The organism is Sphingobium sp. SCG-1 (assembly GCF_002953135.1).
GTDB lineage: Bacteria > Pseudomonadota > Alphaproteobacteria > Sphingomonadales > Sphingomonadaceae > Sphingobium.
In genome coordinates this window covers 3,124,294-3,145,221 of the sequence record NZ_CP026372.1, presented here as the reverse complement: position 1 = coordinate 3,145,221, position 20,928 = coordinate 3,124,294, and the positions used below count along the sequence as shown (strand labels likewise).

Sequence of the window (20,928 nt, the reverse complement as noted above, 5' to 3'; positions counted from 1 at the left end):
CGGCGCCGTTCAAAAACGGCTCCAATCGGCTTCCCCGTCGAACACATGCATGGCGGGGCCGGTCATCAGGATGTTGCCGCCCGGCTGCCAGTCGATCACCAGTTCACCGCCGGGCAGGGCGACCGTCACTGGCCCCTTGACCAGGCCGCGCCGGATTGCCGCGACCGCCGTCGCGCATGCCCCGGTGCCGCAGGCTCGCGTAAGGCCAGCGCCGCGCTCCCACACGATCAGGCGTATGCGCTGCGGGCTCTCGACTTCGGCGAAGTTCACGTTGACCCGGGCTGGAAAGAGCGGGTCCGTCTCGATAATGGGGCCGAGGCGGGCGGCTTCTTCCATGGTCATGCCGGGCTGAAAGAACACGACGTGCGGGTTGCCGATGTTGACGGCGGACGGTGACGTGAGATGCTCCCAACCGACCGGCATATCGCGCGTATCCATCGCGTAGGAGAGGGGGATCGCCTCCCAATCGAAGCGCGGCGCGCCCATGTCCACGGTCGCGCCACCCTCGATCAGCTTTGCCTCCAGCAGACCGCCCTTGGTCTCGATCCGGGCGTCGGCGTGGAGGAACAGCGGCACGCAGCGGGTCGCGTTCCCACATGCCTCTACTTCGCTGCCGTCGGCGTTGAAGATACGCATCTTCACGTCCGCAATCTCGGAAGGCTCGATGAGGATAAGTTGGTCGCAGCCGATTCCCGCATGACGATCGGCGATCGCCTGCGCGCGGCTTTCTGACATGTCGAGCGGCGCATGGCGTGCATCGATGACGACGAAGTCATTGCCGAGGCCATGCATCTTGGAAAAGCGACCGTTCATGCGCCGCGATGTAGTGTGCCGCCACGCCGCTGTCCATGCTGCGGGGCTACGGCCGTTCAGCCTGCGGAACGGCTGCGCGCTTCGGCGGACAGGGAAATCTTCGGTTTCGGCGCGTCGCGTGCCGACAGCATGTTGCGTTCGGCGAGCATCTTGCGCGTCTGCTCGATCGTCATGGGCTTGCCGAAATGCCACCCCTGCCCTTTGGCGAGGCCGAGGCCGAGAAGCTGTGTCTCGATCGCCAGTGTCTCCACGCCTTCCGCGATGACCGGCAGGCCCAGGCTTTCGCCCAGCCGTGCGATGGCATTGACGATGGCGGCGCTTTCCCTGCTTTCGCCCATTGCGGTCACGAAGCTGCGGTCGATCTTGATACGGTCGAGCGGCAGCGCGCGGAGATGTGCAAGCGAGCTGTAGCCGGTGCCGAAATCGTCCAGCGCGACGCGGATACCCTGATTCTTGAGGCTCTGCACGATGGTCTTGGCGAGTTCGAGATTCTCGAACAGGCAGGATTCGGTGATTTCGATCTCCAGTCTGCTTGCGGGAAACCCTGTTTCAAGCAGCAGCTTGAGTATCTTCTGGCTGAGCCACGGGTCGCGCAACTGGGATGGGGAGATGTTGACGGAAAGCGACAGCGCAGAGTCCCAATTGCGCGCGTCGGTGAACGCGCGGCGCATGATGTGGAGCGACATCGCGCTTATCATGCCGCTTTCCTCCGCAATCGGGATGAACTGATCGGGCAGGACGAGGCCAAGCGTCGGGCTTTCCCAGCGCGCCAGCATTTCAAAGCCGAGCAGGTCGCCCGTCGCCAGATCGACCTGCGGCTCGTAATAGGGCACGAATTCGCCTGCCGCGATGCCGCCGCGCATGCCCGCTTCGATGGCGTTGCGGCGCTGAAGTTCCTCCTCCATCGCGGGCGCGAACCACGCATGACGGTTCCGCCCCGCCTTCTTGGCCGCGTACATGGCGATATCGGCGCGGCGCAGGAGCGAGTCTATTTCGTCACCGTCTCGATCCGAACGGACGATACCCAGGGACGTGCTGATAACCAGATCGTTGTTGCCGTGCACGATCGGGCGCGTCAGCGCGGCGACGATATCTTCCGCGATATGCTCGGCGGTTTCCGCGCGACCCGCATCGAGAATGCACGCGCAGGCGAATTCGTCACCACCGAGGCGCGCCGCGATGGCATCGCCCGGCAGGATAAGCGAAATGCGTTCTGCGACGATCTTGAGCACCACGTCGCCTGCTTCATGGCCATAGATATCATTCACGGTCTTGAAGTGGTCGAGGTCGAGCAGCATTACAGCGACCGACTGACCGTGGGCATGGGCTTGCGCGATCAGCGCGCGGCCGCGTTCCTGAAGCGAGCGGCGATTGTAGAAATTCGTAAGGGGATCGACGGCGGCAAGCGAGCGCGCGCGTTCTTCGGCGGCGGCACGATGGGCGACTTCGGCCTGCAGATCGCGATAGCGGCGATACCCGAATATGATAAGGGCCGCATTGAGCAATACGGCGATGGTCAGGATCTGCTCGACGCCCGCACCAAAGCCGCCGAACATGGCGATGACCTGACCCATGGCCTTGCTGCCGTTGGCGACGAACAGCAACGCAGCGGCGAACAGGATCGCGCCGGCTATAAGGTCTTGCCGCGTATTGTCGGCCGAAGGATCGGGCTTCCCCTCCTTCGCCTCTGGCGTGTTCATGTTCGGCCCCGTCCTTCCCGCGCTCATTCCTGAGCCAAAAGCATTGAGAAGCGGTAAATCTCTGTGCAGTGCCTTAGTCTTGCAAGATTCCGTCGTCTCGGCTAACAGCGCGGCAACGTCGATGGGCCTGGCTCCTCGACACCCGACACAATCCTTATGAACCAGATGTTCGAGTTCGAGCGGTTTACAGGATAACGCTGGTTGGCGAGGTTTCGCCCACCGGCGTATTTGTCGTTCGGGATAACGGTGTGTTTTCGGGGTTTTCTCCGAATGTGAGGTTGGCATGTTCGATTCACTGAGTGATCGCTTAGGCGGAGTATTCGACAAGCTGCGGGGACGCGGTGCGTTGACCGAGTCCGACGTGCGCGGCGCGATGCGCGAAGTGCGAATCGCGTTGCTGGAAGCCGACGTGGCGCTGCCCGTCGTCCGCGAATTCGTGGACAAGGTCACGGAAGAAGCAGTCGGGCAGAACGTGCTGCGCTCGGTCACGCCGGGGCAACAGGTCGTCAAGATCGTCAGCGATGCGCTGACCGGGATGCTGGGGTCCGACACGGTCGAGCTGATGATCGACGTGACGCCGCCTGCGGTGATCATGATGGTCGGCCTTCAGGGCTCGGGCAAAACGACGACGACCGCGAAGCTCGCCAAGCGGTTGAAGGAAAAAGACCGCAAGAAGGTGATGATGGCCTCGCTCGACGTTCAGCGTCCGGCGGCGCAGGAGCAGCTTGCGGTGCTGGGCACGCAGTGCGGCGTGGCGACATTGCCGATCATCGCGGGGCAGCAGCCTGTCGATATCGCGCGGCGGGCGCTGCAATCGGCGAAGTTGCAGGGCTTCGATGTCGTGATGCTCGATACGGCGGGTCGCCTGCATGTCGATCAGGCGCTGATGGATGAGATGAAGGCGGTGGCGGATATCGCTACTCCGCATGAAATCCTGCTGGTTGTCGATTCGCTGACCGGTCAGGATGCCGTCAACGTCGCCACCAACTTCACGCAGCAGGTGCCGCTGACTGGCGTGGTGCTGACGCGGATGGATGGCGATGCGCGTGGCGGTGCGGCGCTTTCCATGCGGGCGGTTACCGGGCAGCCGATCAAGTTCGCGGGCGTTGGCGAAAAGCTGGACGCGATCGAAGTGTTCCATCCGGCACGCGTCGCCAACCGCATTCTTGGCATGGGCGATGTGGTCAGCCTGGTTGAGCGCGCGGCCGAAAGCATTGATGCGGACGAAGCCGACAAGCTCGCCAAGAAGATGGCGAAGGGGCAGTTCGACTTGGACGACCTTCGCGCGCAGCTTGGACAAATGCGCCGCATGGGCGGCCTTGGCGCGCTGGCGGGTATGATCCCCGGTCTCAAGAAGGCGCAAGTCGCGATGGCGCAGAGCGGCACGAACGACAAGACGCTCGTGCATATGGACGCGATCCTGTCCTCCATGACACCCAAGGAGCGCTCACGGCCCGCTCTCATCAACGCCAAGCGCAAGATCCGCATCGCCAAAGGCTCCGGCACCACGGTGCAGGAAGTGAACCGCGTCCTGAAAATGCATCAGGAAATGGAAACGGCGATGAAGAAGATCCGCAAGATGGGCGGATTGAAGGGCTTGGGCAAGATGTTCGCAGGCGGTGGCATGAGCGGCCTGCTCGGTGGTGCAGGTGGCGGCATGGGTGGCGCTGGCGGAGGGATGGGCGGATTGCCCGGCCTGCCCGGCGGTGGCGATATGCCGAAGCTGCCTCCCGGTTTCGACAAGTTCATGAAGAAATAAGTTCAACATATTGAAGTGATTACAAGAAAGGTAAGGTAAAATTTATGGCAACTGCAATTCGTCTGTCGCGTGGCGGCTCCAAGAAGCGTCCCTATTACAAGATCGTCGTGACCGACAGCCGCTCAGCCCGTGACGGCAAGTTCATCGAGCGCATCGGCAGCTACAACCCGCTGCTCGCCAAGGATGACGAGAAGCGCGTCGTTCTGGACGCAGAGCGTGCGAAGCACTGGATTTCGGTTGGCGCGCAGCCGAGCGATCGCGTGGCTCGTTTTCTCGACGCCGCGGGCGTGAAGGAGCGCGCGGTTCGCAGCAACCCTAACAAGGCAAAGCCGGGCGAGAAGGCCACGGAACGCGCCGAGGAACGTGCGACCAAGCTGGCCGAAGCGGAAGAAGCGAAAAAGGCCGCTGAGGAAGCCGCAAAGGCTCCTGCCGAAGCACCGGCTGAAGAGCCTGCTGCTGAGGAAGCGCCTGCGGCCGAAGCTACCGAAAACGCGGAAGGCTAAGCCTTGACCGATCGTCCCGTCACCCTTGCCGCAGTTGTTGGCGCGCATGGCGTGACGGGCGAGGTGCGGCTGAAGCTGTTCGCGCAGGGCGTGGACAGCCTCAAGCAATATAAGAGCTTCGCGATTGGCGACCGGGTGCTGACGTTGAAGACGATCAGGCCCGGTCCCAATGGTGCGGTCGCGCGCTTTGCCGAGATCGGCGACCGCACGGCTGCGGAGGCTCTGCGCGGCACCGCCTTGACGGTGGCGCGGTCTGATCTGCCGCAACTGGCAGAGGGTGAATATTACCATGTCGATCTGATCGACTTACCCTGCGTGTCCAGCGAAGGCGAGGATCTGGGGAAGATCGTGGCGGTCGAGAACTTCGGCGCGGGCGATATTCTTGAGATCGAGCGACCCGACAAGAAGCGGTTCATGGTGCCGATCAAGGCCGCCGACATAGGCGAGGACAAAGCGGTTGTGGACTCCGTCTTTATTGTCTGAGTCGGTGCCATTGGCGCTGTCGATGCGCGGTGTGGACGCCAGGGCAAATGATGCACAGTGAGGGGCAGCCGGCATGACAACGATTTCTTCTATCCTGCCCTATCTGTACCTTGGAATGATGGTCGCCGCAGGATGGCGATTGTTCATCGTTCGCTGGTCGCGTGCGCTCAAGATTGCGTCGGGCGTAGTCCTGGTGACAGTTGCGCCGTTGCTGTTCATCATACCGCCTTTGCTGCATCCTGAGCGGCCCTTCGCTGGCCTGTTGCTGGCCACTGGTATCGGGATGCTGGCAGCAGGAGCGACGTGTTTGCTTGGAGGAATGGCGGGTGCTTGGTTGCGGCAGAGGTCGCGCAAGGCATGACCTTCGCTGCCCAGATATTGACGCTTTACCCGGAAATGTTTCCGGGCCCGCTGGGGACTTCGCTTGCGGGCCGGGCGCTGGGCGAGGGCAAGTGGTCGTGTGAGGCGATCCAGATCCGTGATTTCGCGACCGACAAGCACAAGTCCGTCGATGACACGCCTGCGGGCGGCGGGGCGGGCATGGTCATGCGCGTCGATGTGCTGGCCCGCGCCGTCGATCATGCGATGGAGCGGCAGCCGCAAGCGCCGCTTCTCGCCATGACGCCCCGCGGCGAACCGCTGACGCAGGCGCTCGTCCGGGAGATCGCGACGGGGCCGGGCGTCACTGTCCTATGCGGTCGTTTCGAAGGAATGGACGAGCGCTTGTTCGAGGCAAGGCCGATCCGGGAAGTCTCGATCGGCGACTATATCCTGTCCGGCGGAGAGACGGCGGCGATCGTTCTGCTGGACGCTTGCATCCGATTGCTTCCCGGTGTAATGGGCGCGGCTTCCAGTGGGGATGAAGAGAGCTTCGAAACCGGCCTTCTCGAATATCCGCACTATACCCGGCCCAACGATTGGGAAGGGCGCACGATCCCGCAAGTGTTGCGATCGGGGGATCATGCGAAGATCGCGGCATGGCGGCAAGCCATGGCCGAGGATCATACACGGTTACGGCGACCGGACCTTTGGGAACGTCACACCGACGTTCGGGACCAGTCGCCCTCTGGCGCGCAACGATAGACGAAGGAAAAGAGGGCATGAACCTTCTGCAACAGATCGAGGCCGAGAACATCGCGGCTCTCGCCAAGGATATTCCGGATTTCCGCCCCGGTGACACCCTGCGCGTCGGCGTGAAGGTTGTCGAAGGCGAACGTAGCCGTGTCCAGAACTACGAAGGCGTGTGCATCGCGCGTTCGAACAAGGGCATGGGCAGCAACTTTACCGTTCGCAAGATGAGCTTTGGTGAGGGCGTGGAACGCGTCTTCCCGCTCTATTCGCCGAACATCGATTCGATCACCGTAGTCCGCAAGGGCGTGGTGCGTCGTGCGAAGCTGTACTATCTGCGCGGACGCACCGGCAAGCGCGCCCGTATCGCCGAGCGTCGGGATACCCGCAGCGAAGGCTGAGGCTTTCCTGAGAGATCAAGAAAAGGCGCTGGAGGCAACTCCGGCGCCTTTTTCTATGTAGCATATTCTTGCGATAGTGGCGCCGGGCAAGACGAGGCCCCACGTCCGCAGGAGAGCGTCTCAGACGATCCTAAACCGCGCGCAAAGGCACGCCGGGCGAATTTTTCGATGTGCGGATCGTTAGCGAAGTCTTGACGCTCACGACGTTAGGAGCAGGCGTTAATTTCGACGTCAGGAATTGCTGAAAGCTTTGCAGATCGCGCGACACGACTTTCAAGATAAAGTCGATCTCTCCATTCAGCATATGGCATTCGCGGACTTCGGGCAGGGCGGCGACATGATCCTCGAACGCTTTCAAGTCGGCCTCGGCCTGACTCTTCAGGCTGACCATTGCAAAGACGGTGATGGTGAACCCCAAAGTCGCCGGATCGACGACAGCGTGATAGGATTTAATCGCGCCGCTCTCCTCCAGCGCGCGCACGCGGCGCAGGCATGGCGGAGCGGTCAGTCCCACCCGGCGCGCAAGATCAACGTTGGTCATTCGGCCATCTTCCTGCAACTCCGCAAGAATCTGCATGTCAATGTCGTCGATATTCACGCCAGCCATATGCTGCTAATTTCCTTTCAGGTTCGTGCGTCGCATCATAATTATATTTCATGGCAATGCAATTGTCCCACTATGCGACGAACCGAAATGATTGGTCGTGACCCTCTTTTCCTTTCGGCTGCGGTCGCCTAACCGTGTGTCAGGATCATTGGCGCGGCAAAAGCCGCCGGGGAGTGGTGTGCGTTTCAACGATCTAATGCAGACCGTTCTGGCAGGAGACGGGCAGGGCAGCGGGGCAGTGACGCTCTGGCGGCAATGCGTCGATCTTCTGGCGCAGGCGGATCGTGCCGGTCGCGATCTGTTGCCGCCCGAAGATCGTGAGAAACTGCTCGGCCGCATGAACGATTTGCGTAGCGCGGTGAGCGAGACGCAACGGATTGCATCCGTGGTGGAACTCGGCAGCAGGCTGGCGTCGCCCACGCTCGTACGGTTCTTCGCGAACGACCGGCCTGCGATATGTGCAGCGGCCATGTCCCGCGCGCGTCTGCCCGACACGATGTGGCCCGAACTGTTGCCGATGCTGGGTCCGACCGCGCGCGGCGTCCTGCGCGGGCGGCGGGATATCGGGCCGGAGACGCGGCGCGCGCTGGAGAGCTTCGGCAAGGTCGATCTGGTGATCGGCGGCAACGGCGAAGACATGATGCTGTTGACGCCGCAGATGGAGGCGGTGCCGGAAACGTCCGACACATCGATCACCGACCTGTACCGCCGCGAACCGGAACCGGATCACGCGGCCGAGGACAAAAGCCAGATCCGGGCGCTGGTCGACAGGATCGAACAGTTTACCAGCAGCCAACGGTCTAAATCGGCCGAGCCAATCGCTGCGACCGTGGAAGCCGTGCGTGCTTTCGCTTTCGAGACGGACGCCACAGGAACAGTGGTCTGGATAGACAAGGGGCCGCGCCCTGCCTTGATCGGGCTATGCATCGCCGCGCCGGCTCTGAGCGGCGGCAGTGGACCGGATGCGCATGTGTCCGGCGCGTTCGCCAAAAGGGGCGGGTTCCAGAACGGGCGGTTCACGATAGTAGGCGGTGAACTGGATGGGGAATGGCGGTTGTCGGCCATTCCTTTCTTCGATCCGCAGTCCGGCCGCTTCCAGGGATATCGCGGACAGGCCCGCCGCCCGCATCTGCATGAAGTGTCGTCGCGGGCAAGCGCCGATGATACGGCGCCTCTGGCCGGGCTGTCGGGTGACTCTATCCGGCAACTGGTGCACGAATTGCGGACGCCGCTGAATGCGATCCTTGGGTTTGCCGAAATTATCGAGCAGCAGCTTTTTGGTCCCGCCCCCGCCGAATATCGCGATATGGCGGGACAGATCGTCGCGGATTCGCGGCAGTTACTGACAGCATTTGACGATCTGGATTTCGCCGCGCGTGTGGCGCGAGACGAAGCAAAGGCATCTCCCGAGCCAGTCGATGTCGCCTTGCTGATCGCGAAGATCACGACGCATTTTGCATCAGGCGACGATCAACGGCGCATCGACATATCGGTAGTGCGCGACTTGCCGCCCGTCCGTGTCGATCCGGTTCAGGGCGAGCGCATGATCCAGCATCTGCTGCGTATGCTGCTCTCCGTCGCGCTGCCGGGCGAAGTCCTGACTGGTGCCTGCTGGTTTCAGCCAGCGGCAGATGGTGGACGCATCGTTCTAGCGATGAAGCGGCCTGATGCGCTGGAGGCTTTGAGCGAGGCGGAGTTGCTCGATCCCGGCTTCACGGCCGACGACCAGAGTTGGCCGGATGCTTCGCTGCTGGGTCTAGGCTTTTCTTTGCGCCTGATCCGCAGCCTGGCCGCTGCCGGAGGTGGGGGACTGGAAGTCGAGGCGGAGCGCTTCCGGCTGGACCTGCCCGCTGCGGCGCAGGCGGATCGTGGCGCGGGCGCTAGCTGAAAACGATCTTGCAACCATTGCGGCGTAAGGGAGAGGCATGACCGCTCCAAGCCCGCACTCGCCTCATGATGGTAATCTGCTTCGCGCGCCGCTGAGCGACGATTTCATCACGCTCGATCCCGCGTTCGGTACACGCTTCACGCTGTTTGTCGATACCGAGGAGGAGTTCGATTGGGACGCGCCGTTCAGCCGCACCGGTCATGGTGTCACCGCAATGGCGGGCATGGCCAGAGCGCAGCGATGGTTCTTTGAGGCTGGGGTTCGGCCCATCTATGTGACCGATTACCCGGTGATCGACAGCCCTGCCGCCTCTGCCATGATGGCGGGATGGCTTGCGGATGGAACGGCGGAGATCGGCGCGCACCTTCATCCGTGGGTCAATCCCCCGCATGTCGAGGAAGTGAGCGCCGCCAACAGCTATGTCGGGTTCCTGCCCGAAGCTGTCGAACGGGCGAAGCTGGCGGCGCTCTGCGACCGGTTCGAGGAAGCCTTCGGGCAGCGTCCGACAGTGTATCGCGCAGGGCGCTACGGGATCGGCCCGAACAGTGCGCGGCTGCTTGAAGAAGCGGGCTTTGTGCTGGACAGCTCAGTCCGAAGCCACTTCGACTACTCCCGGCAGCACGGCCCTGATTTTCATCGTTTGCCCATCATGCCCTATTGGGCGGGGCCAAGCAGATCACTCGTAGAACTACCGCTTTCGACTGCGTTCGTGGGGCGATTGAGGGGAAGCGGCCCGCAGCTTTTCCGCGCCACCGAAGGGCTGGGCCGCATCGCCGGAGGATTGTCTCGGGCTGGGCTGCTCGCGCGTGTGCCGTTGACGCCGGAGGGGGTGGGCGTGGGCGACACGATCAGCGCCATCGACGCTTTGCTGGAGGATGGCGTGCACGTCCTCAACTTCAGCTTCCATTCGCCGACGCTGGAACCAGGACACACGCCCTATGTGCGCGATTCCGCCGATCTTGAAAGCTTCTACGGGTGGTGGGGACAGGTGCTGGAGCATCTCGCCAGGCGCGGTGTTGCAGCGGCGTCTATATCGGAATTTATGGCGGCGGTGCCAAAAGCTGTGGATCACACGCGCCAATCCCCTTGCCAAGCGGCCTGACCCTCGTCTATCGGGCAAGCAGCGTGGGCCTGTAGCTCAACGGTTAGAGCTGGCCGCTCATAACGGCTAGGTTGCGGGTTCGATTCCTGCCGGGCCCACCAATGTTTCGTTCCAAGACGGTTCTGTGACACCGACAATCCCTTTTTAAGAAGGAATTATCAGGTCGATGTTCGTTCAAGGCAGTTCATAGACGACCAGGACAGTTCGACGAATCAGGCGTTCTTTTTGGGGAGCCGCAGCCCAATTGTGGGATACTTTTCCAATGGCTCTCCCCGTGAACGAGATCAAGCACGTCAAGCCTGCGCTGCGTGACTATAAACTTACGAATCCTCTGGTTTTATTCTTCCTCGTCCGCGTGACTGGAGGGATCCTGGCGCTTCAATACTCGTTCGGATCGCGAGAGCAGGCAATTACGCTTGGACGATCTCGGCATGGCTACAGGAGCCGAGATGTTGTTGGAGCAAAGCCACAAAGCTACTGGAAGCTGGGAAGATCAGGAGAACGATGGAGAGCATAAGGCACTTGGCACGGAAACCGGATGATGACGCCGAAGCGCGCAACGGCGGGCAACCGCGCGATGTCTTTGATCTGCCACTGGCGTTCTAGAAGTCCCTGCTCTGGCCGAACAACGCAACGAAGACTTTGCGGTCCAAGGAATCTCAAGTTGAGAGTGGCAGTTACAGACCGGATCCGTTAAACATCGTCCAACTTCAATGACTTTCCGCATCATTGGGCATAAACTATGCTGAGATGTAGAGAGCGGCTCCTGCGAATTTAATGTGGGTTCAACGCGGGTTTAGCCACACTAAAGAGAAAGTAATTCACTCGGATGTCGACTCGTGACGATATAGCTCGGGCGAGCGTTCCTGATTTTCTAATTGCCGATGGTGAAATGGGTGCAAGCATGCGCGGCCATGCCTGGGCATCATCCCCGCTTGGGCTACCCACGAGTTGGCCGCAGCCGTTGAAAACACTTGTAAGCGTAATGCTTGGATCCAACCAGCCTATGTTTGTCGCCTGGGGGTGGGAACGCACGCTTCTCTACAATGATGCTTATTCTGAAATCCTGGCAGACAAACATCCTTCGGCGTTGGGGCGCGATTTCCTTGAGGTCTGGTCCGAAATCCGCCCGGAACTCGTGCCCATCGTCGAGGAAGCCTATGCTGGCCGGCCCGTGCAGATGGACGACATCACACTCATCATGCTGCGGAAGGGTTTTCCCGAAGAGACGCACTTCTCCTTCTCCTACACGCCGGTGCGTGATGAGAGTGGTGCAGTTGCAGGCTTCTTTTGCCCTTGCCTCGAAATCACTGAGCAGGTGCTCAGCGACCGGCGTCGGACGTTCCGCCTGGCTCTGGAAGAGCGCCTGCGTGATCTCGCTGATCCGATTGATATCGTTTCTGCCGCTTCCGAGGCTTTGGGGCTCCACATGAACGTGGCGCAGGTCGCTTATGCCGAAGTCGATGCGGACGGCGAGACCGTCTCGATCGAACGGGAATGGAACAGCGGTGCGATGGCGAGCAACGCAGGTCGTCACCGGCTCGTTGACTTTGGCCCGGCTTTCGCCGCTGATCTCATGCGCGGTGAGCGTGTTGCTATTGCCGATGTAAGACAAGACCCGCGCACGTCCTCGCCGGAGGCACTCTCCGCATTCGCGAAATTGTCCATCGCCAGCTTCCTCAATATCCCACTGGTGAAAGCCGGAAGGCTGGTCGCAGTACTTGCCATCCACAATCTCATCCCAAGGACATGGTCAGCCGACGAGATCGGACTCGTCGAGGAGTTTGCCGAGCGCATTCGGGCGGCCGTCGAGCAGGCGCGGGCAGAGGCGCACCTGCAAGAGACATCTCGACGCCTGAGCGCTTTGCTGGACAACGCGTCCGTGTCGATCTTCCTCATGGATAGCGATCATCGCTGCCAGTACATGAACCCCGCCGCCGAGGCGCTCACCGGGTTTTCGCTCGATGAAACCCGAGGTAATCACCTGCACGACGTCATCCACCACACGCGACCAGATGGTTCTCGCTACCCATCGCACGAATGCCCGATTGACGGGGTCTCCCCAAGCGTGGGTCGGCAGCAGGGTGAGGAAGTCTTCGTTCATAAAAGTGGTCGCTTTATCCCCGTCGCATTCACCGCGAGTCCCGTTCGCAACGAAGCGGGTGAGCCTATCGGCACGGTTATTGAAGTGCAGGATATGACAGAGCAGAAGGCGGCAGAGGCTGAGCTTCAGGAAAACAGGGCTAGGCTTCAAAAGTCCCTGTCGCAAGCCGAGCGCAAGGCCGCCGAAATGCAAGCCGTTCTCGAGAGCATGCCTGACGCCGTCTACATCGGTACAGGCGAAGGCATAACCTTGGCCAATCAGCACGCGCTCGACCAATTGGGTTTTACCAGTCGCGAGGAACTCAACCGCCGCGTTGCCGCCTTGGCCGAAGAGATAGAGACGCGCGATGCTGAGACCGGGGTGCTCATCTCTGTGGAGGGTCAGGCCTTCACTCGTGCTTTCAGGGGTGAACGGATCGTACAGAATGTGCGTGTGCGGCACCGATTAACGGGAGAGGACCGGGTCGTTCGCTGTGCAGCGGCGCCCGTGACTGTTGATGGGCACGTGATCGCCGCTGTGGCAGTAAATACCGATATTACGGACGCAAAGCGCGGCGAGGCGGCATTGCGCGAAAGCGAGGCACGGTTCCGCGACATCGCAGATGCCGCACCTGTCCTCATCTGGATTTCTGATACCACCAAGGCGTGCACCTGGTTCAATCGGCCCTGGCTCGAGTTTACCGGACGCACAATGGAGGAAGAGTACGGCTATGGCTGGGCTGAGGGTGTGCACGCGGACGACTTTGACCGCTGCGTTTCCACCTATAATGCGGCGTTCGACAATCGTGAACCTTTTCGGATGGACTATCGGTTACGCCAGCATGATGGCACATACCGTATCCTCGACGATGTAGGTGTTCCCCGTTTCGCCGAAGATGGCACGTTCCTCGGTTATATTGGTGCTTGCACAGATGTTACAGACGCACGCCGCGCGGAGGAGGACCTTCGTGAATTGGCCGATACGCTCGAGAGTCGTGTCACCGAGCGTACGGTTGAACTCGAGCAGGCGCACGAACAGCTGAGGCAAAGTCAAAAGTTGGAGGCGATGGGGGCGCTGACCGGCGGAGTGGCACACGACTTCAACAATCTGCTGACGCCAATCGTGGGCTCGCTCGATCTGCTTCAGCGACGCAGCTTAGGCGGCGAGCGCGAGCAGCGGCTGATCGCAGGAGCGATACAATCTGCTGATCGTGCCAAGACGCTTGTCCAACGCCTGCTTGCGTTCGCGCGTCGCCAGCCCCTTCAAGCCAGCGCTGTTGACATACGCCGGCTGGTGGAAGGCATGGCCGACTTGCTCGGCAGTACCACCGGGCCGCAGGTTCGCGTCGTGGTGGAGGTGGCGGAGGACCTGCCGCCGGCAAAGGCCGATCCCAATCAGCTGGAAATGGCCCTCCTGAACCTGGGTGTGAATGCGCGTGATGCCATGCCAAACGGGGGTACGCTGCGCATCAGCGCGACCCGAGAGAGCATTCGCGCGCCACGCGGCGATCTGAGACGGGGTCATTACGTCCGGTTATCCGTTGCTGACACAGGGATGGGCATGGACGAGGCCACTCTCGCTCGCGCTGTGGAACCCTTTTTCTCCACCAAGGGGATTGGCAAGGGTACGGGACTGGGGCTGTCGATGGCGCACGGCCTAGCCGCGCAGCTTGGTGGCGCTCTCATCATCCAGAGCCGGCCGGAAGTTGGCACCAATGTCGAACTTTGGCTTCCTATCAGTGCGGTGGTCGCCGGTATCGAGGACATCTCTTCTGTCTCATCCTCTCTTGGCGAGGCTCACGGCTTGGCGTTGCTTGTCGATGATGAGGAGTTTGTGCGGGAGAGCACAGCCGACATGCTCGAGGAGTTCGGTTACCAGGTAAGGCAGGCGACTTCCGGTGAGGCCGCGCTGGCACTCGTCAGCCAGGGACTAGTACCTGATCTACTTGTCAGTGATCATCTCATGCCAGGTTTGAGTGGCGTTGATCTTGCGCGGAGGTTACGTGAAACGCTTCCCCATTTGCCCGTACTGATCGTCTCAGGTTACGCTGAGGCAGAGGGCATCGCGCCTGACCTACCGCGGCTCACGAAGCCCTTCAGAAGCGCAGAACTCGAAGCTTGTCTAGCCGCTATAAAGACCCACTGAATGGGTATGGCCAACGTCAGCAACATGGGGGCGGCATCGCTCGGCTGACGTAATTGAGATCGGTTCGATAGACGTAGTAGGTTGTGCGTAAAGGCGGTGAACGGCAACCTTTCGGCGCGCGCTGGCCCCAACAGGTTCGGAAGAATAGGCCCTGATCTGATCGGACATCAGGCGCTAGGTGGTCCTCTCCAGCATCTTCAGGAAAAGGCCAGACACCTCATCCGTGGCATTGATAAGCAGCCGTTTCATCTTGGCATCGTCATCTGCTTCCTCGCCTGGACGAAAACGCCCCATCGTCCATGTGCCAAACTCACGCTGGGAAATCGGTCGATCTACCAGGATCGTAATGTTCGTGTGGCGGGTGTCTGCCCTGATGCGAGCAAAGGTAGGCGCGACGCTTTCGGCTGGTCCCTCAAAGGCCTGAAGGAACCATCCGCCTTCAAACCAGAGGAGCCCCGTGACCCCGTCAATCGCGTTGTTGTGCCGGGATTGGTCGAAGATCGCTGCCAGGTCCGCCTCGTCGCCAGCGATGGTCGCCTTACTCAAGTAGACAATCTGACGCATAGCTTCCCCTTTCGCGGGCCCTAGATAGCGGCCATCACGGAAGGGGTCCTTAAGATGCATCAAGTTAGGCAAGATGTTTGACAGCATTAACTTTGATTTGGCACGGAACCTTAAGACCCCTCGTGCTCTATAGGCGCAACTTTGGTCCCTATCAGAGTGAATGAGGGTCGGTTCGTAAGGGCCGGCTCTTTTTTTGATGCGCGGCTTAGAAGACTAACTATCAGGACGCGCCTCGAAATGATGGGCTGCCCCGCATCCACAGGTCCGCTGTTTGGGGCGTTTCTCCAGAGCCTTGGCTTTCCGCCTCTCGTGACGATTAGGCGCGGGTGGTTGCTCCTGGCTGTGTAGGTGGCTGTCTGGCTGCATGTTCCAATCTCCTCGATCAGAACTTAACGTGCCGCTGCTGAATGGGGTCCGCTCGGCCTTTCTGGCGCTAGAACCACGACGGTCGTTTGACCGTTTGGTACCCTTCGGTCGTCCGGATCGTCGATTGCTCAGTTAGAAGCTGCCACTTGTCCGTCGACTAAAGCTGACCTTCATGCCTGTAATCTCGGAAGCGGCTACTTGCCAGTTAAGTTGAAGACGTGGCGATGAATACAACTTCAGCGCATTGGGACTTCGGTGTTGCTGCAACATCACTTGCCGCGACCGAAATAATCTGTACTCCCTGCGCCCGCAAACGTCCGATGACATCAATTGCCGATTTGATAGCCTCCTGATGCGGCGCCGCTACGCCACTGCATTCGTTCGCTGCGATCATGGCTTAATCTACAGCTTTGGGCGTATCTCCGCCGCCGCCGGCATCCTGCTGTTCGAGTGCCGCTCGCCATATACAATCAATCAGACCTTGGTCGCATCGGGCACTGCGCCATCGAGACCGATCTCCAGTAATCGCTGGAATGACAGCCGATCCTTGATCTGGAACTCGGTGGCCTCTTCCGATAGCGAATAAAGTGCCTGCAGCGATAGAATCTTCAACATCAGCACCGAGTCGAACGGTGGCCGACTATCCTTGCGCCGAATTGGTGACGCAAAGCAGCCACCCGTGGCTGACGGAAAATCTAGAAGTCCACCACCGCTGACAGTCGTTCTAGCGGATCGAGTGAGAGTAGGGCTGGAGGAAGTAGCTGTCCTTATTTCCGCAGTGTAGCGCCCTCGCCTAGTCTTCGATGGCTTCCACGTCGGATATTACAGAGAAAGCGGTGCGCTGGCGCCGCGACGACCGTGCCAATGCCTACCTGACCCACGCGTTCGGCATGGCAAAGGCGTTCGTCTGGCTGCGGCGATCCGCCCTCGCAGGCGCTGCCCTGGTGAAATCGCCCGGTGCCATCAGAGAGGATATCGCTGTCGATCAATGCATCACGCGTGCTGCTGCCGGCCGTCCCTGATTCTAAGTCACTCGTAGCGCGATATGGAGGCAGGAAGGGGTAGCTAGGAGCAGAGGTGCGCAATGACAATCGTTCGGCTGAGCTCACCCGCAATGCGGCCGACGACCCCTGCCCAGATCGGTTCACCGGCGTAGATCAACGTGGCGCGCGTCGCAGAAACCGTCCGCTGCGCCCAATTCATCACCAACTGAATGACGGCGCTCATCACACCCAAACCGCACGCGCAACTGACCAGCAGCCAGGAAAAGGTTGGCACATGCTCCCTCATCGGCACCATAAATGTGAAGGCCAGCAGCGCTGTCACCGCGAGTTGCACGATCGTTACGCGCAACGCATCGACTTCGTTGGCCCACCTGCTGATAAGTACGATTTCACCCGCAATGGCGAGCGTGCTGATGAGCGTCAGCATCTCACCTCGACCGGGCGCAACGCCAGGCTGCGGCCCAGCGAGAAGCACCAGCCCTAGAAATGCCAAAAGAACACCGATCCAACTCATCAGATGCGGCCGCCGCCGGAGTATCAGCCACTGCAGAATGGGCACGAGCGGAACGTAGGCAGCTGTGATGAAGGCGGAAGTACTACTAGGGATATATTGCAGCCCCCAAGTTTGGAGGGTGTACCCCAGGAATATTCCCGCGCCGATGGATGACCCCGCAATCAGTTCCTTGCGCGCGATCTTAGTCAGAGCACCGCGTGAAATAACGATGGTGATGACCGCCGCAGTGGCAAACCGCAGTCCGACGAAAAACAAAGGCCCGCTATCTGCCAGCGCCGTCTGCACAATCAGGAACGTAGCGCCCCACAGCACCGTGATGCCGATAAGCGCAAGTTCGGCCTTCCCTAGCAGGAGGATAGGCCTGGAATTCAAAGAGGAGATGCGGCCTTCCGACATGCCGCCGTCCTCCTATCAGCAAGCGGCTCCGTCAAGGAACTAATGGCCGGTTGATCTTATCGGTTGTCAGTCCTTAATGTCCCGCCCCGTCTTTTCCAAGGTATTGCCCATATCTTTCCTGGCGTCTTTCGCGGTGTTCTTTGCGTCATCGCCCGCCCTACTTGCGGCCGCGCTTATGTCGTGACCGGCATTATCGATTGCGCTGCCGACCTTGTCCGCGCCCTCTGCTAGCTTGTCATCGGCATTGTTGATGCCCCGCTCAAGATCGTTGCCGACCGCGTCGCCAGCCTGCTCGACGCTGTCCTGCGCCTTTTCGCTGCAAGCAGACAGGCCGAGCGCAGCAAATGCACCAAGGCCGATGATGAAGGTTTTACGCATGTCTGTTCCCATCCGACGATTGTACGTTGTCAATTGTTCAAGACGACTTTGGTTTCATAGATCGCGGACGACCGATAGCGGTCAGCCTGACCGCAGACTGGCAACCATCGACAAATCCTCTGCAGGGATCAATCCCTCCAGCACGCGCCAGAATCCGGTCACTGAGCCTTGGCCCGCCTGAGTATAGGCCGCCGCCATCTTTTCGCGAAGGGCGCGAAACAGTTCTGCTTCCAGCGCGGTGCCACTTGGTGTCAATTTCAAAAGCTTTTGCCGCCGATCGCGGGTTCCCGCCCGAGTTTCTATATATTCCCGCTCGATCAGTTCGGTGAGGACGCGCCCCAACGACTGTTTGGTGATCGCCAAGAGCCTCAATAATTCGCTTACCGTAAGATCGGGCTGGCGCGAAATGAAGTATAATGCCCGGTGATGCGCCCGACCAAGGCCAATCACCGCCAGCCCTGAATCTATCGAGTTTGTTAGGTTGCTGTATCCAAAATACAGAAGCTCCACTCCCCGGCGGACTTCATCTTCACGGAGAAACAGTGGCGATGCAGGAGGTGATGGGACAGCCATATTGACGTATATAGACCAGCGCACTAGGTTCCCGCAACTCCCGACCCGGATGTCGTTGCGTCTTGGGTTCATACAACATCAAGGCACCAAGAAATGGCACAGGCGACACTGGATTTCAGCATTGAACCACACTCCAATTTGGTTGCTGACGACGTGCGGGCAAGCCTGCTGGCCGATCCCGGCTTTGGGCGTGTCTTTACCGATCACATGGTCACGATCCGGCATTCCATCGACAAAGGCTGGCATGATGCGAAAGTAACGGCCCGTGCGCCTATTCCGATGGACCCTGCAGCATCGGTCTTGCACTACGCACAGGAAATATTCGAAGGCATGAAGGCGTATCGCCTGGCAGACGGGTCCACGGCGCTGTTCCGGCCGGAAGAGAACGCGCGCCGCTTCAGAGAATCGGCTGTCCGCATGGCAATGCCGGAATTACCTGAGGATCTTTTCCTAAAGTCTGTTCGCCGGATTGTGGAGATCGATCGTGACTGGATACCCGCCAGCGAAGGCGGTGCGCTCTATCTACGTCCATTTATGTTTGCCAGCGAAGTGTTCTTGGGCGTTCGCCCCGCACACGAATATCTATATGTCGTGATCGCATCATCGGTCGGCGCATACTTCAAAGGCGGAGCTAAGGCGATTTCAATTTGGGTCTCGCAAGATTACAGTCGCGCCGCGCCGGGCGGCACTGGAGCCGCCAAATGTGGCGGCAACTATGCCGCAAGCCTCGTTGCACAGGCACAGGCGACAGAGAAGGGATGCGATCAGGTTGCGTTTCTAGACGCTGCGGAACGCCGCTGGGTTGAGGAACTCGGCGGCATGAACCTGTTCTTCGTCTTCGAAGATGGCACCATCGTCACGCCGCCGCTTACTGGGACTATCCTTCCCGGTATCACGCGCGATTCGATCCTGACGCTTGCACGCGATCAGGGCCTCGATGTGCGCGAAGAACCGTACAGTTTCGAAGATTGGCGGGCGGACGCGGAGAGCGGCCGCCTTCTGGAGACGTTCGCCTGCGGCACAGCGGCTGTAGTGACGCCGGTCGGCACAGTGCGCTTTGCCGGCGGTGAGTTTGAGATAGGTAGCGGTCAGGCCGGCCAATTGACCGAACGCATGCGTCAGGCACTCACCTCAATCCAGCGCGGCGTAGCGCCTGACCCATATAGCTGGGTAAAACGACTTAGCTGATTGGTTCTTGGGGACTTGCTTTCGTCGGCTCGGGCCTTATAGCTCGCCGACCATCAGGTACACAGATTGGGGCGTCGCCAAGCGGTAAGGCAGCGGCTTTTGATGCCGCCATGCGCAGGTTCGAATCCTGCCGCCCCAGCCAGTTGTTTTTCATTTATTCAATGACGTGAGCGCCGCAACCGGGCCGTTAGGTGTGGCAGCTTGGTGTTGCCCTTGTTGAGGCTATGTCATAGGCAGGCGAGCCGCTTGCATTGACCGCTTTGTGGTTCTGTGGTCCGTCCAAGTCGGGGGACACATAGCCGTTTCACATCTAGATGCGCTGTTGCAAGTGGCAGGTAAGATTATGCACTCGACGCTGCTGAAGAGGAGGTGAAGGCACAGGCAGTTTCGAAGATGGCAAGAGCGGCATGCCAAGCTGAAGAGCAGGAATGCCGTAATGAAATGGAGGCCCGAGCCGGAATCGAACCGGCGTGCAAGGATTTGCAGTCCTCTGCGTAACCACTCCGCCATCGGGCCAAACCGCTGTCGTGGGACGACGCCAATGCGCAGGCTGACGGCCAAAGTCAAGCGCTTCACAGCCCCGGCCTCGCGATCCCGCCAAATCGGCTCGAAAAATCTGCGTCGCCAGTGCTCAAGCCGCTTGGCCTTGCGCGCCATGTGAATTAGAGCTTCACAAAGTCATTTACTGTATTGCATTACCAACACAGCTATGCCAGTCGGAGATTTGTGGTGACCGAAACGAATTTCGCCTCGATGCGCGCCGCTATGGTGGAAAGCCAGCTTCGTACAAGCGACGTCAGCGACGTGCGCGTCGTAGAGGCCATGGGCCATGTGCCGCGTGAGGATTTCGTGCCTGCGGAGCGCAAGGCCATGGCCTATATCGACAGGCCCGTACCGCTCGGCAATGGCCGCAGCCTTAATCCGCCGCTTGCGACTGGACGCCTGCTTACCGAAGCGGCGATCAAGCGCGGTGAGAAGGTTCTGCTGGTCGGTGCGGCCAGCGGCTACACTGCCGCCGTACTAGCCGAGATGGGTGCAGTGGTAACGGCGATTGAGGAAGCCGACGTGACCGGTAAGGCCGATACCTTTCCTGGTGTGACGTTCGTGCGCGGTTCTCTTGCGGCGGGTTATCCTGAGAGTGCGCCTTATAACGCTATCGTAATCGATGGCGCGGTAGAAGAGGTTCCATCGGCTCTCATCGATCAGTTGGCCGACGGGGGGCGACTGACGACTGGGATTATCGACAAGGGCATATCGAGGCTGGCTTTCGGCCGGAAAAGCGCCAGCGCCTTTGGTCTTACACATATCGCGGACATCGAAATGGTGTCGCTGCCGGGATTTGCGAAGCCGAAAACGTTCGTATTTTGAAAAGGGTGGGAATTTGAACAGTCTG

20 protein-coding genes, 3 tRNA genes and 1 pseudogene are annotated in these 20,928 nt (G+C 60.1%); 14 read left to right on the top strand and 10 right to left on the bottom strand.

The annotated features are described in order from the left end of the window. Window positions 1-9: 9 nt before the first annotated feature. Together dapF and C1T17_RS14315 are read right to left on the bottom strand one after the other, a co-directional pair. Window positions 10-813, bottom strand: a complete 804-nt coding sequence (gene dapF / locus C1T17_RS14320; protein WP_104954024.1) for a diaminopimelate epimerase — start codon at window positions 811-813, stop codon at window positions 10-12. 56 nt (window positions 814-869) lie between these two features. After that, window positions 870-2,513 carry a putative bifunctional diguanylate cyclase/phosphodiesterase gene (locus tag C1T17_RS14315; RefSeq protein ID WP_104954023.1) on the bottom strand — a complete coding sequence of 548 codons (1,644 nt, stop codon included), beginning with the start codon at window positions 2,511-2,513 and terminating at the stop codon, window positions 870-872. A gap of 283 nt (window positions 2,514-2,796) precedes the next feature. On the opposite strand from C1T17_RS14315, the gene ffh reads away from it, so the two are divergent. The 6 genes from ffh to rplS all read left to right on the top strand — a co-directional run bounded on the left by ffh (window position 2,797) and on the right by rplS (window position 6,727). Then, window positions 2,797-4,272 (top strand): signal recognition particle protein, encoded by a 1,476-nt coding sequence (gene ffh / locus C1T17_RS14310; RefSeq protein WP_104954022.1) that lies wholly within the window; start codon window positions 2,797-2,799, stop codon window positions 4,270-4,272. A gap of 44 nt (window positions 4,273-4,316) precedes the next feature. Beyond that, window positions 4,317-4,775, top strand: coding sequence for a 30S ribosomal protein S16 (rpsP, locus tag C1T17_RS14305; protein ID WP_104954021.1), 459 nt, complete (start codon window positions 4,317-4,319; stop codon window positions 4,773-4,775). Between the two features lie 3 nt (window positions 4,776-4,778). After that, window positions 4,779-5,258, top strand: coding sequence for a ribosome maturation factor RimM (gene rimM, locus C1T17_RS14300; RefSeq protein WP_104954020.1), 480 nt, complete (start codon window positions 4,779-4,781; stop codon window positions 5,256-5,258). A 73-nt stretch (window positions 5,259-5,331) separates the two neighbouring features. Then, a complete protein-coding gene (locus tag C1T17_RS14295) occupies window positions 5,332-5,619 on the top strand; it encodes a hypothetical protein (RefSeq protein WP_223262619.1) in 288 nt (95 codons plus the stop codon). Continuing rightward, complete coding sequence (gene trmD / locus C1T17_RS14290) at window positions 5,616-6,341, top strand: tRNA (guanosine(37)-N1)-methyltransferase TrmD (RefSeq protein ID WP_104954019.1); 726 nt, start codon at window positions 5,616-5,618, stop codon at window positions 6,339-6,341. Before C1T17_RS14295 ends, trmD begins: the two co-directional genes overlap by 4 nt. A 17-nt stretch (window positions 6,342-6,358) precedes the next feature. Continuing rightward, on the top strand, window positions 6,359-6,727 hold the full coding sequence (gene rplS / locus C1T17_RS14285) for a 50S ribosomal protein L19 (RefSeq protein ID WP_104954018.1): 369 nt from the start codon (window positions 6,359-6,361) through the stop codon (window positions 6,725-6,727). 130 nt (window positions 6,728-6,857) lie between these two features. Here rplS and C1T17_RS14280 read toward each other — a convergent pair whose 3' ends face one another. After that, window positions 6,858-7,334 (bottom strand): Lrp/AsnC family transcriptional regulator, encoded by a 477-nt coding sequence (locus C1T17_RS14280; RefSeq protein WP_104954017.1) that lies wholly within the window; start codon window positions 7,332-7,334, stop codon window positions 6,858-6,860. A 196-nt stretch (window positions 7,335-7,530) separates the two neighbouring features. Here C1T17_RS14280 and C1T17_RS14275 point away from each other — a divergent pair, with 196 nt between their 5' ends. From C1T17_RS14275 to C1T17_RS22145, 4 genes are all read left to right on the top strand, one after another. Then, complete coding sequence (locus tag C1T17_RS14275; protein WP_104954016.1) at window positions 7,531-9,222, top strand: sensor histidine kinase; 1,692 nt, start codon at window positions 7,531-7,533, stop codon at window positions 9,220-9,222. A gap of 37 nt (window positions 9,223-9,259) precedes the next feature. Beyond that, a complete protein-coding gene (locus C1T17_RS14270) occupies window positions 9,260-10,324 on the top strand; it encodes a polysaccharide deacetylase family protein (protein WP_104954015.1) in 1,065 nt (354 codons plus the stop codon). A gap of 25 nt (window positions 10,325-10,349) precedes the next feature. Then, window positions 10,350-10,425 (top strand) — tRNA-Ile (locus C1T17_RS14265). Window positions 10,426-11,330: 905 nt separating this feature from the next. After that, window positions 11,331-14,552 (top strand): PAS domain S-box protein, encoded by a 3,222-nt coding sequence (locus C1T17_RS22145; RefSeq protein ID WP_189338357.1) that lies wholly within the window; start codon window positions 11,331-11,333, stop codon window positions 14,550-14,552. A gap of 174 nt (window positions 14,553-14,726) precedes the next feature. Here the strand turns inward: C1T17_RS22145 and C1T17_RS14255 are convergent, their stop codons facing one another. From C1T17_RS14255 to C1T17_RS14245, 3 genes and pseudogenes are all read right to left on the bottom strand, one after another. Next, window positions 14,727-15,116 carry a BLUF domain-containing protein gene (locus C1T17_RS14255; protein WP_189338356.1) on the bottom strand — a complete coding sequence of 130 codons (390 nt, stop codon included), beginning with the start codon at window positions 15,114-15,116 and terminating at the stop codon, window positions 14,727-14,729. 571 nt (window positions 15,117-15,687) lie between these two features. Next, the gene (locus tag C1T17_RS14250) at window positions 15,688-15,876 is read right to left on the bottom strand and encodes a hypothetical protein (protein ID WP_104954012.1); all 189 of its coding nucleotides are present in this window, start codon (window positions 15,874-15,876) and stop codon (window positions 15,688-15,690) included. Window positions 15,877-15,959: 83 nt separating this feature from the next. Next, a pseudogene (locus tag C1T17_RS14245) lies at window positions 15,960-16,216 on the bottom strand (transposase); the annotation flags it as partial. 69 nt (window positions 16,217-16,285) lie between these two features. Here C1T17_RS14245 and C1T17_RS14240 point away from each other — a divergent pair. Continuing rightward, window positions 16,286-16,504 carry a hypothetical protein gene (locus C1T17_RS14240; protein WP_104954011.1) on the top strand — a complete coding sequence of 73 codons (219 nt, stop codon included), beginning with the start codon at window positions 16,286-16,288 and terminating at the stop codon, window positions 16,502-16,504. 43 nt (window positions 16,505-16,547) lie between these two features. On the opposite strand, the gene C1T17_RS14235 is transcribed toward C1T17_RS14240, so the two are convergent. The 3 genes from C1T17_RS14235 to C1T17_RS14225 form a co-directional block, all read right to left on the bottom strand. Further along, window positions 16,548-17,396: a DMT family transporter gene (locus C1T17_RS14235; protein ID WP_104954010.1), complete on the bottom strand. Its 849-nt coding sequence runs from the start codon at window positions 17,394-17,396 to the stop codon at window positions 16,548-16,550. Between the two features lie 66 nt (window positions 17,397-17,462). Then, entirely contained in the window at window positions 17,463-17,774 is a 312-nt protein-coding gene (locus C1T17_RS14230) for a hypothetical protein (RefSeq protein ID WP_104954009.1), read from the bottom strand. Between the two features lie 81 nt (window positions 17,775-17,855). Continuing rightward, window positions 17,856-18,347, bottom strand: a complete 492-nt coding sequence (locus C1T17_RS14225; RefSeq protein ID WP_104954008.1) for a MarR family winged helix-turn-helix transcriptional regulator — start codon at window positions 18,345-18,347, stop codon at window positions 17,856-17,858. Window positions 18,348-18,440: 93 nt separating this feature from the next. On the opposite strand from C1T17_RS14225, the gene C1T17_RS14220 reads away from it, so the two are divergent. Together C1T17_RS14220 and C1T17_RS14215 are read left to right on the top strand one after the other, a co-directional pair. After that, window positions 18,441-19,535, top strand: coding sequence for a branched-chain amino acid aminotransferase (locus C1T17_RS14220; RefSeq protein ID WP_104954007.1), 1,095 nt, complete (start codon window positions 18,441-18,443; stop codon window positions 19,533-19,535). Between the two features lie 67 nt (window positions 19,536-19,602). Then, window positions 19,603-19,677 (top strand) — tRNA-Gln (locus tag C1T17_RS14215). 300 nt (window positions 19,678-19,977) lie between these two features. Here C1T17_RS14215 and C1T17_RS14210 read toward each other — a convergent pair. Beyond that, window positions 19,978-20,051: transfer RNA gene (locus C1T17_RS14210), tRNA-Cys, on the bottom strand. Between the two features lie 213 nt (window positions 20,052-20,264). Here C1T17_RS14210 and C1T17_RS14205 point away from each other — a divergent pair. Next, entirely contained in the window at window positions 20,265-20,903 is a 639-nt protein-coding gene (locus C1T17_RS14205) for a protein-L-isoaspartate O-methyltransferase family protein (RefSeq protein ID WP_104954006.1), read from the top strand. The last annotated feature ends 25 nt before the right edge of the window (window positions 20,904-20,928 follow it).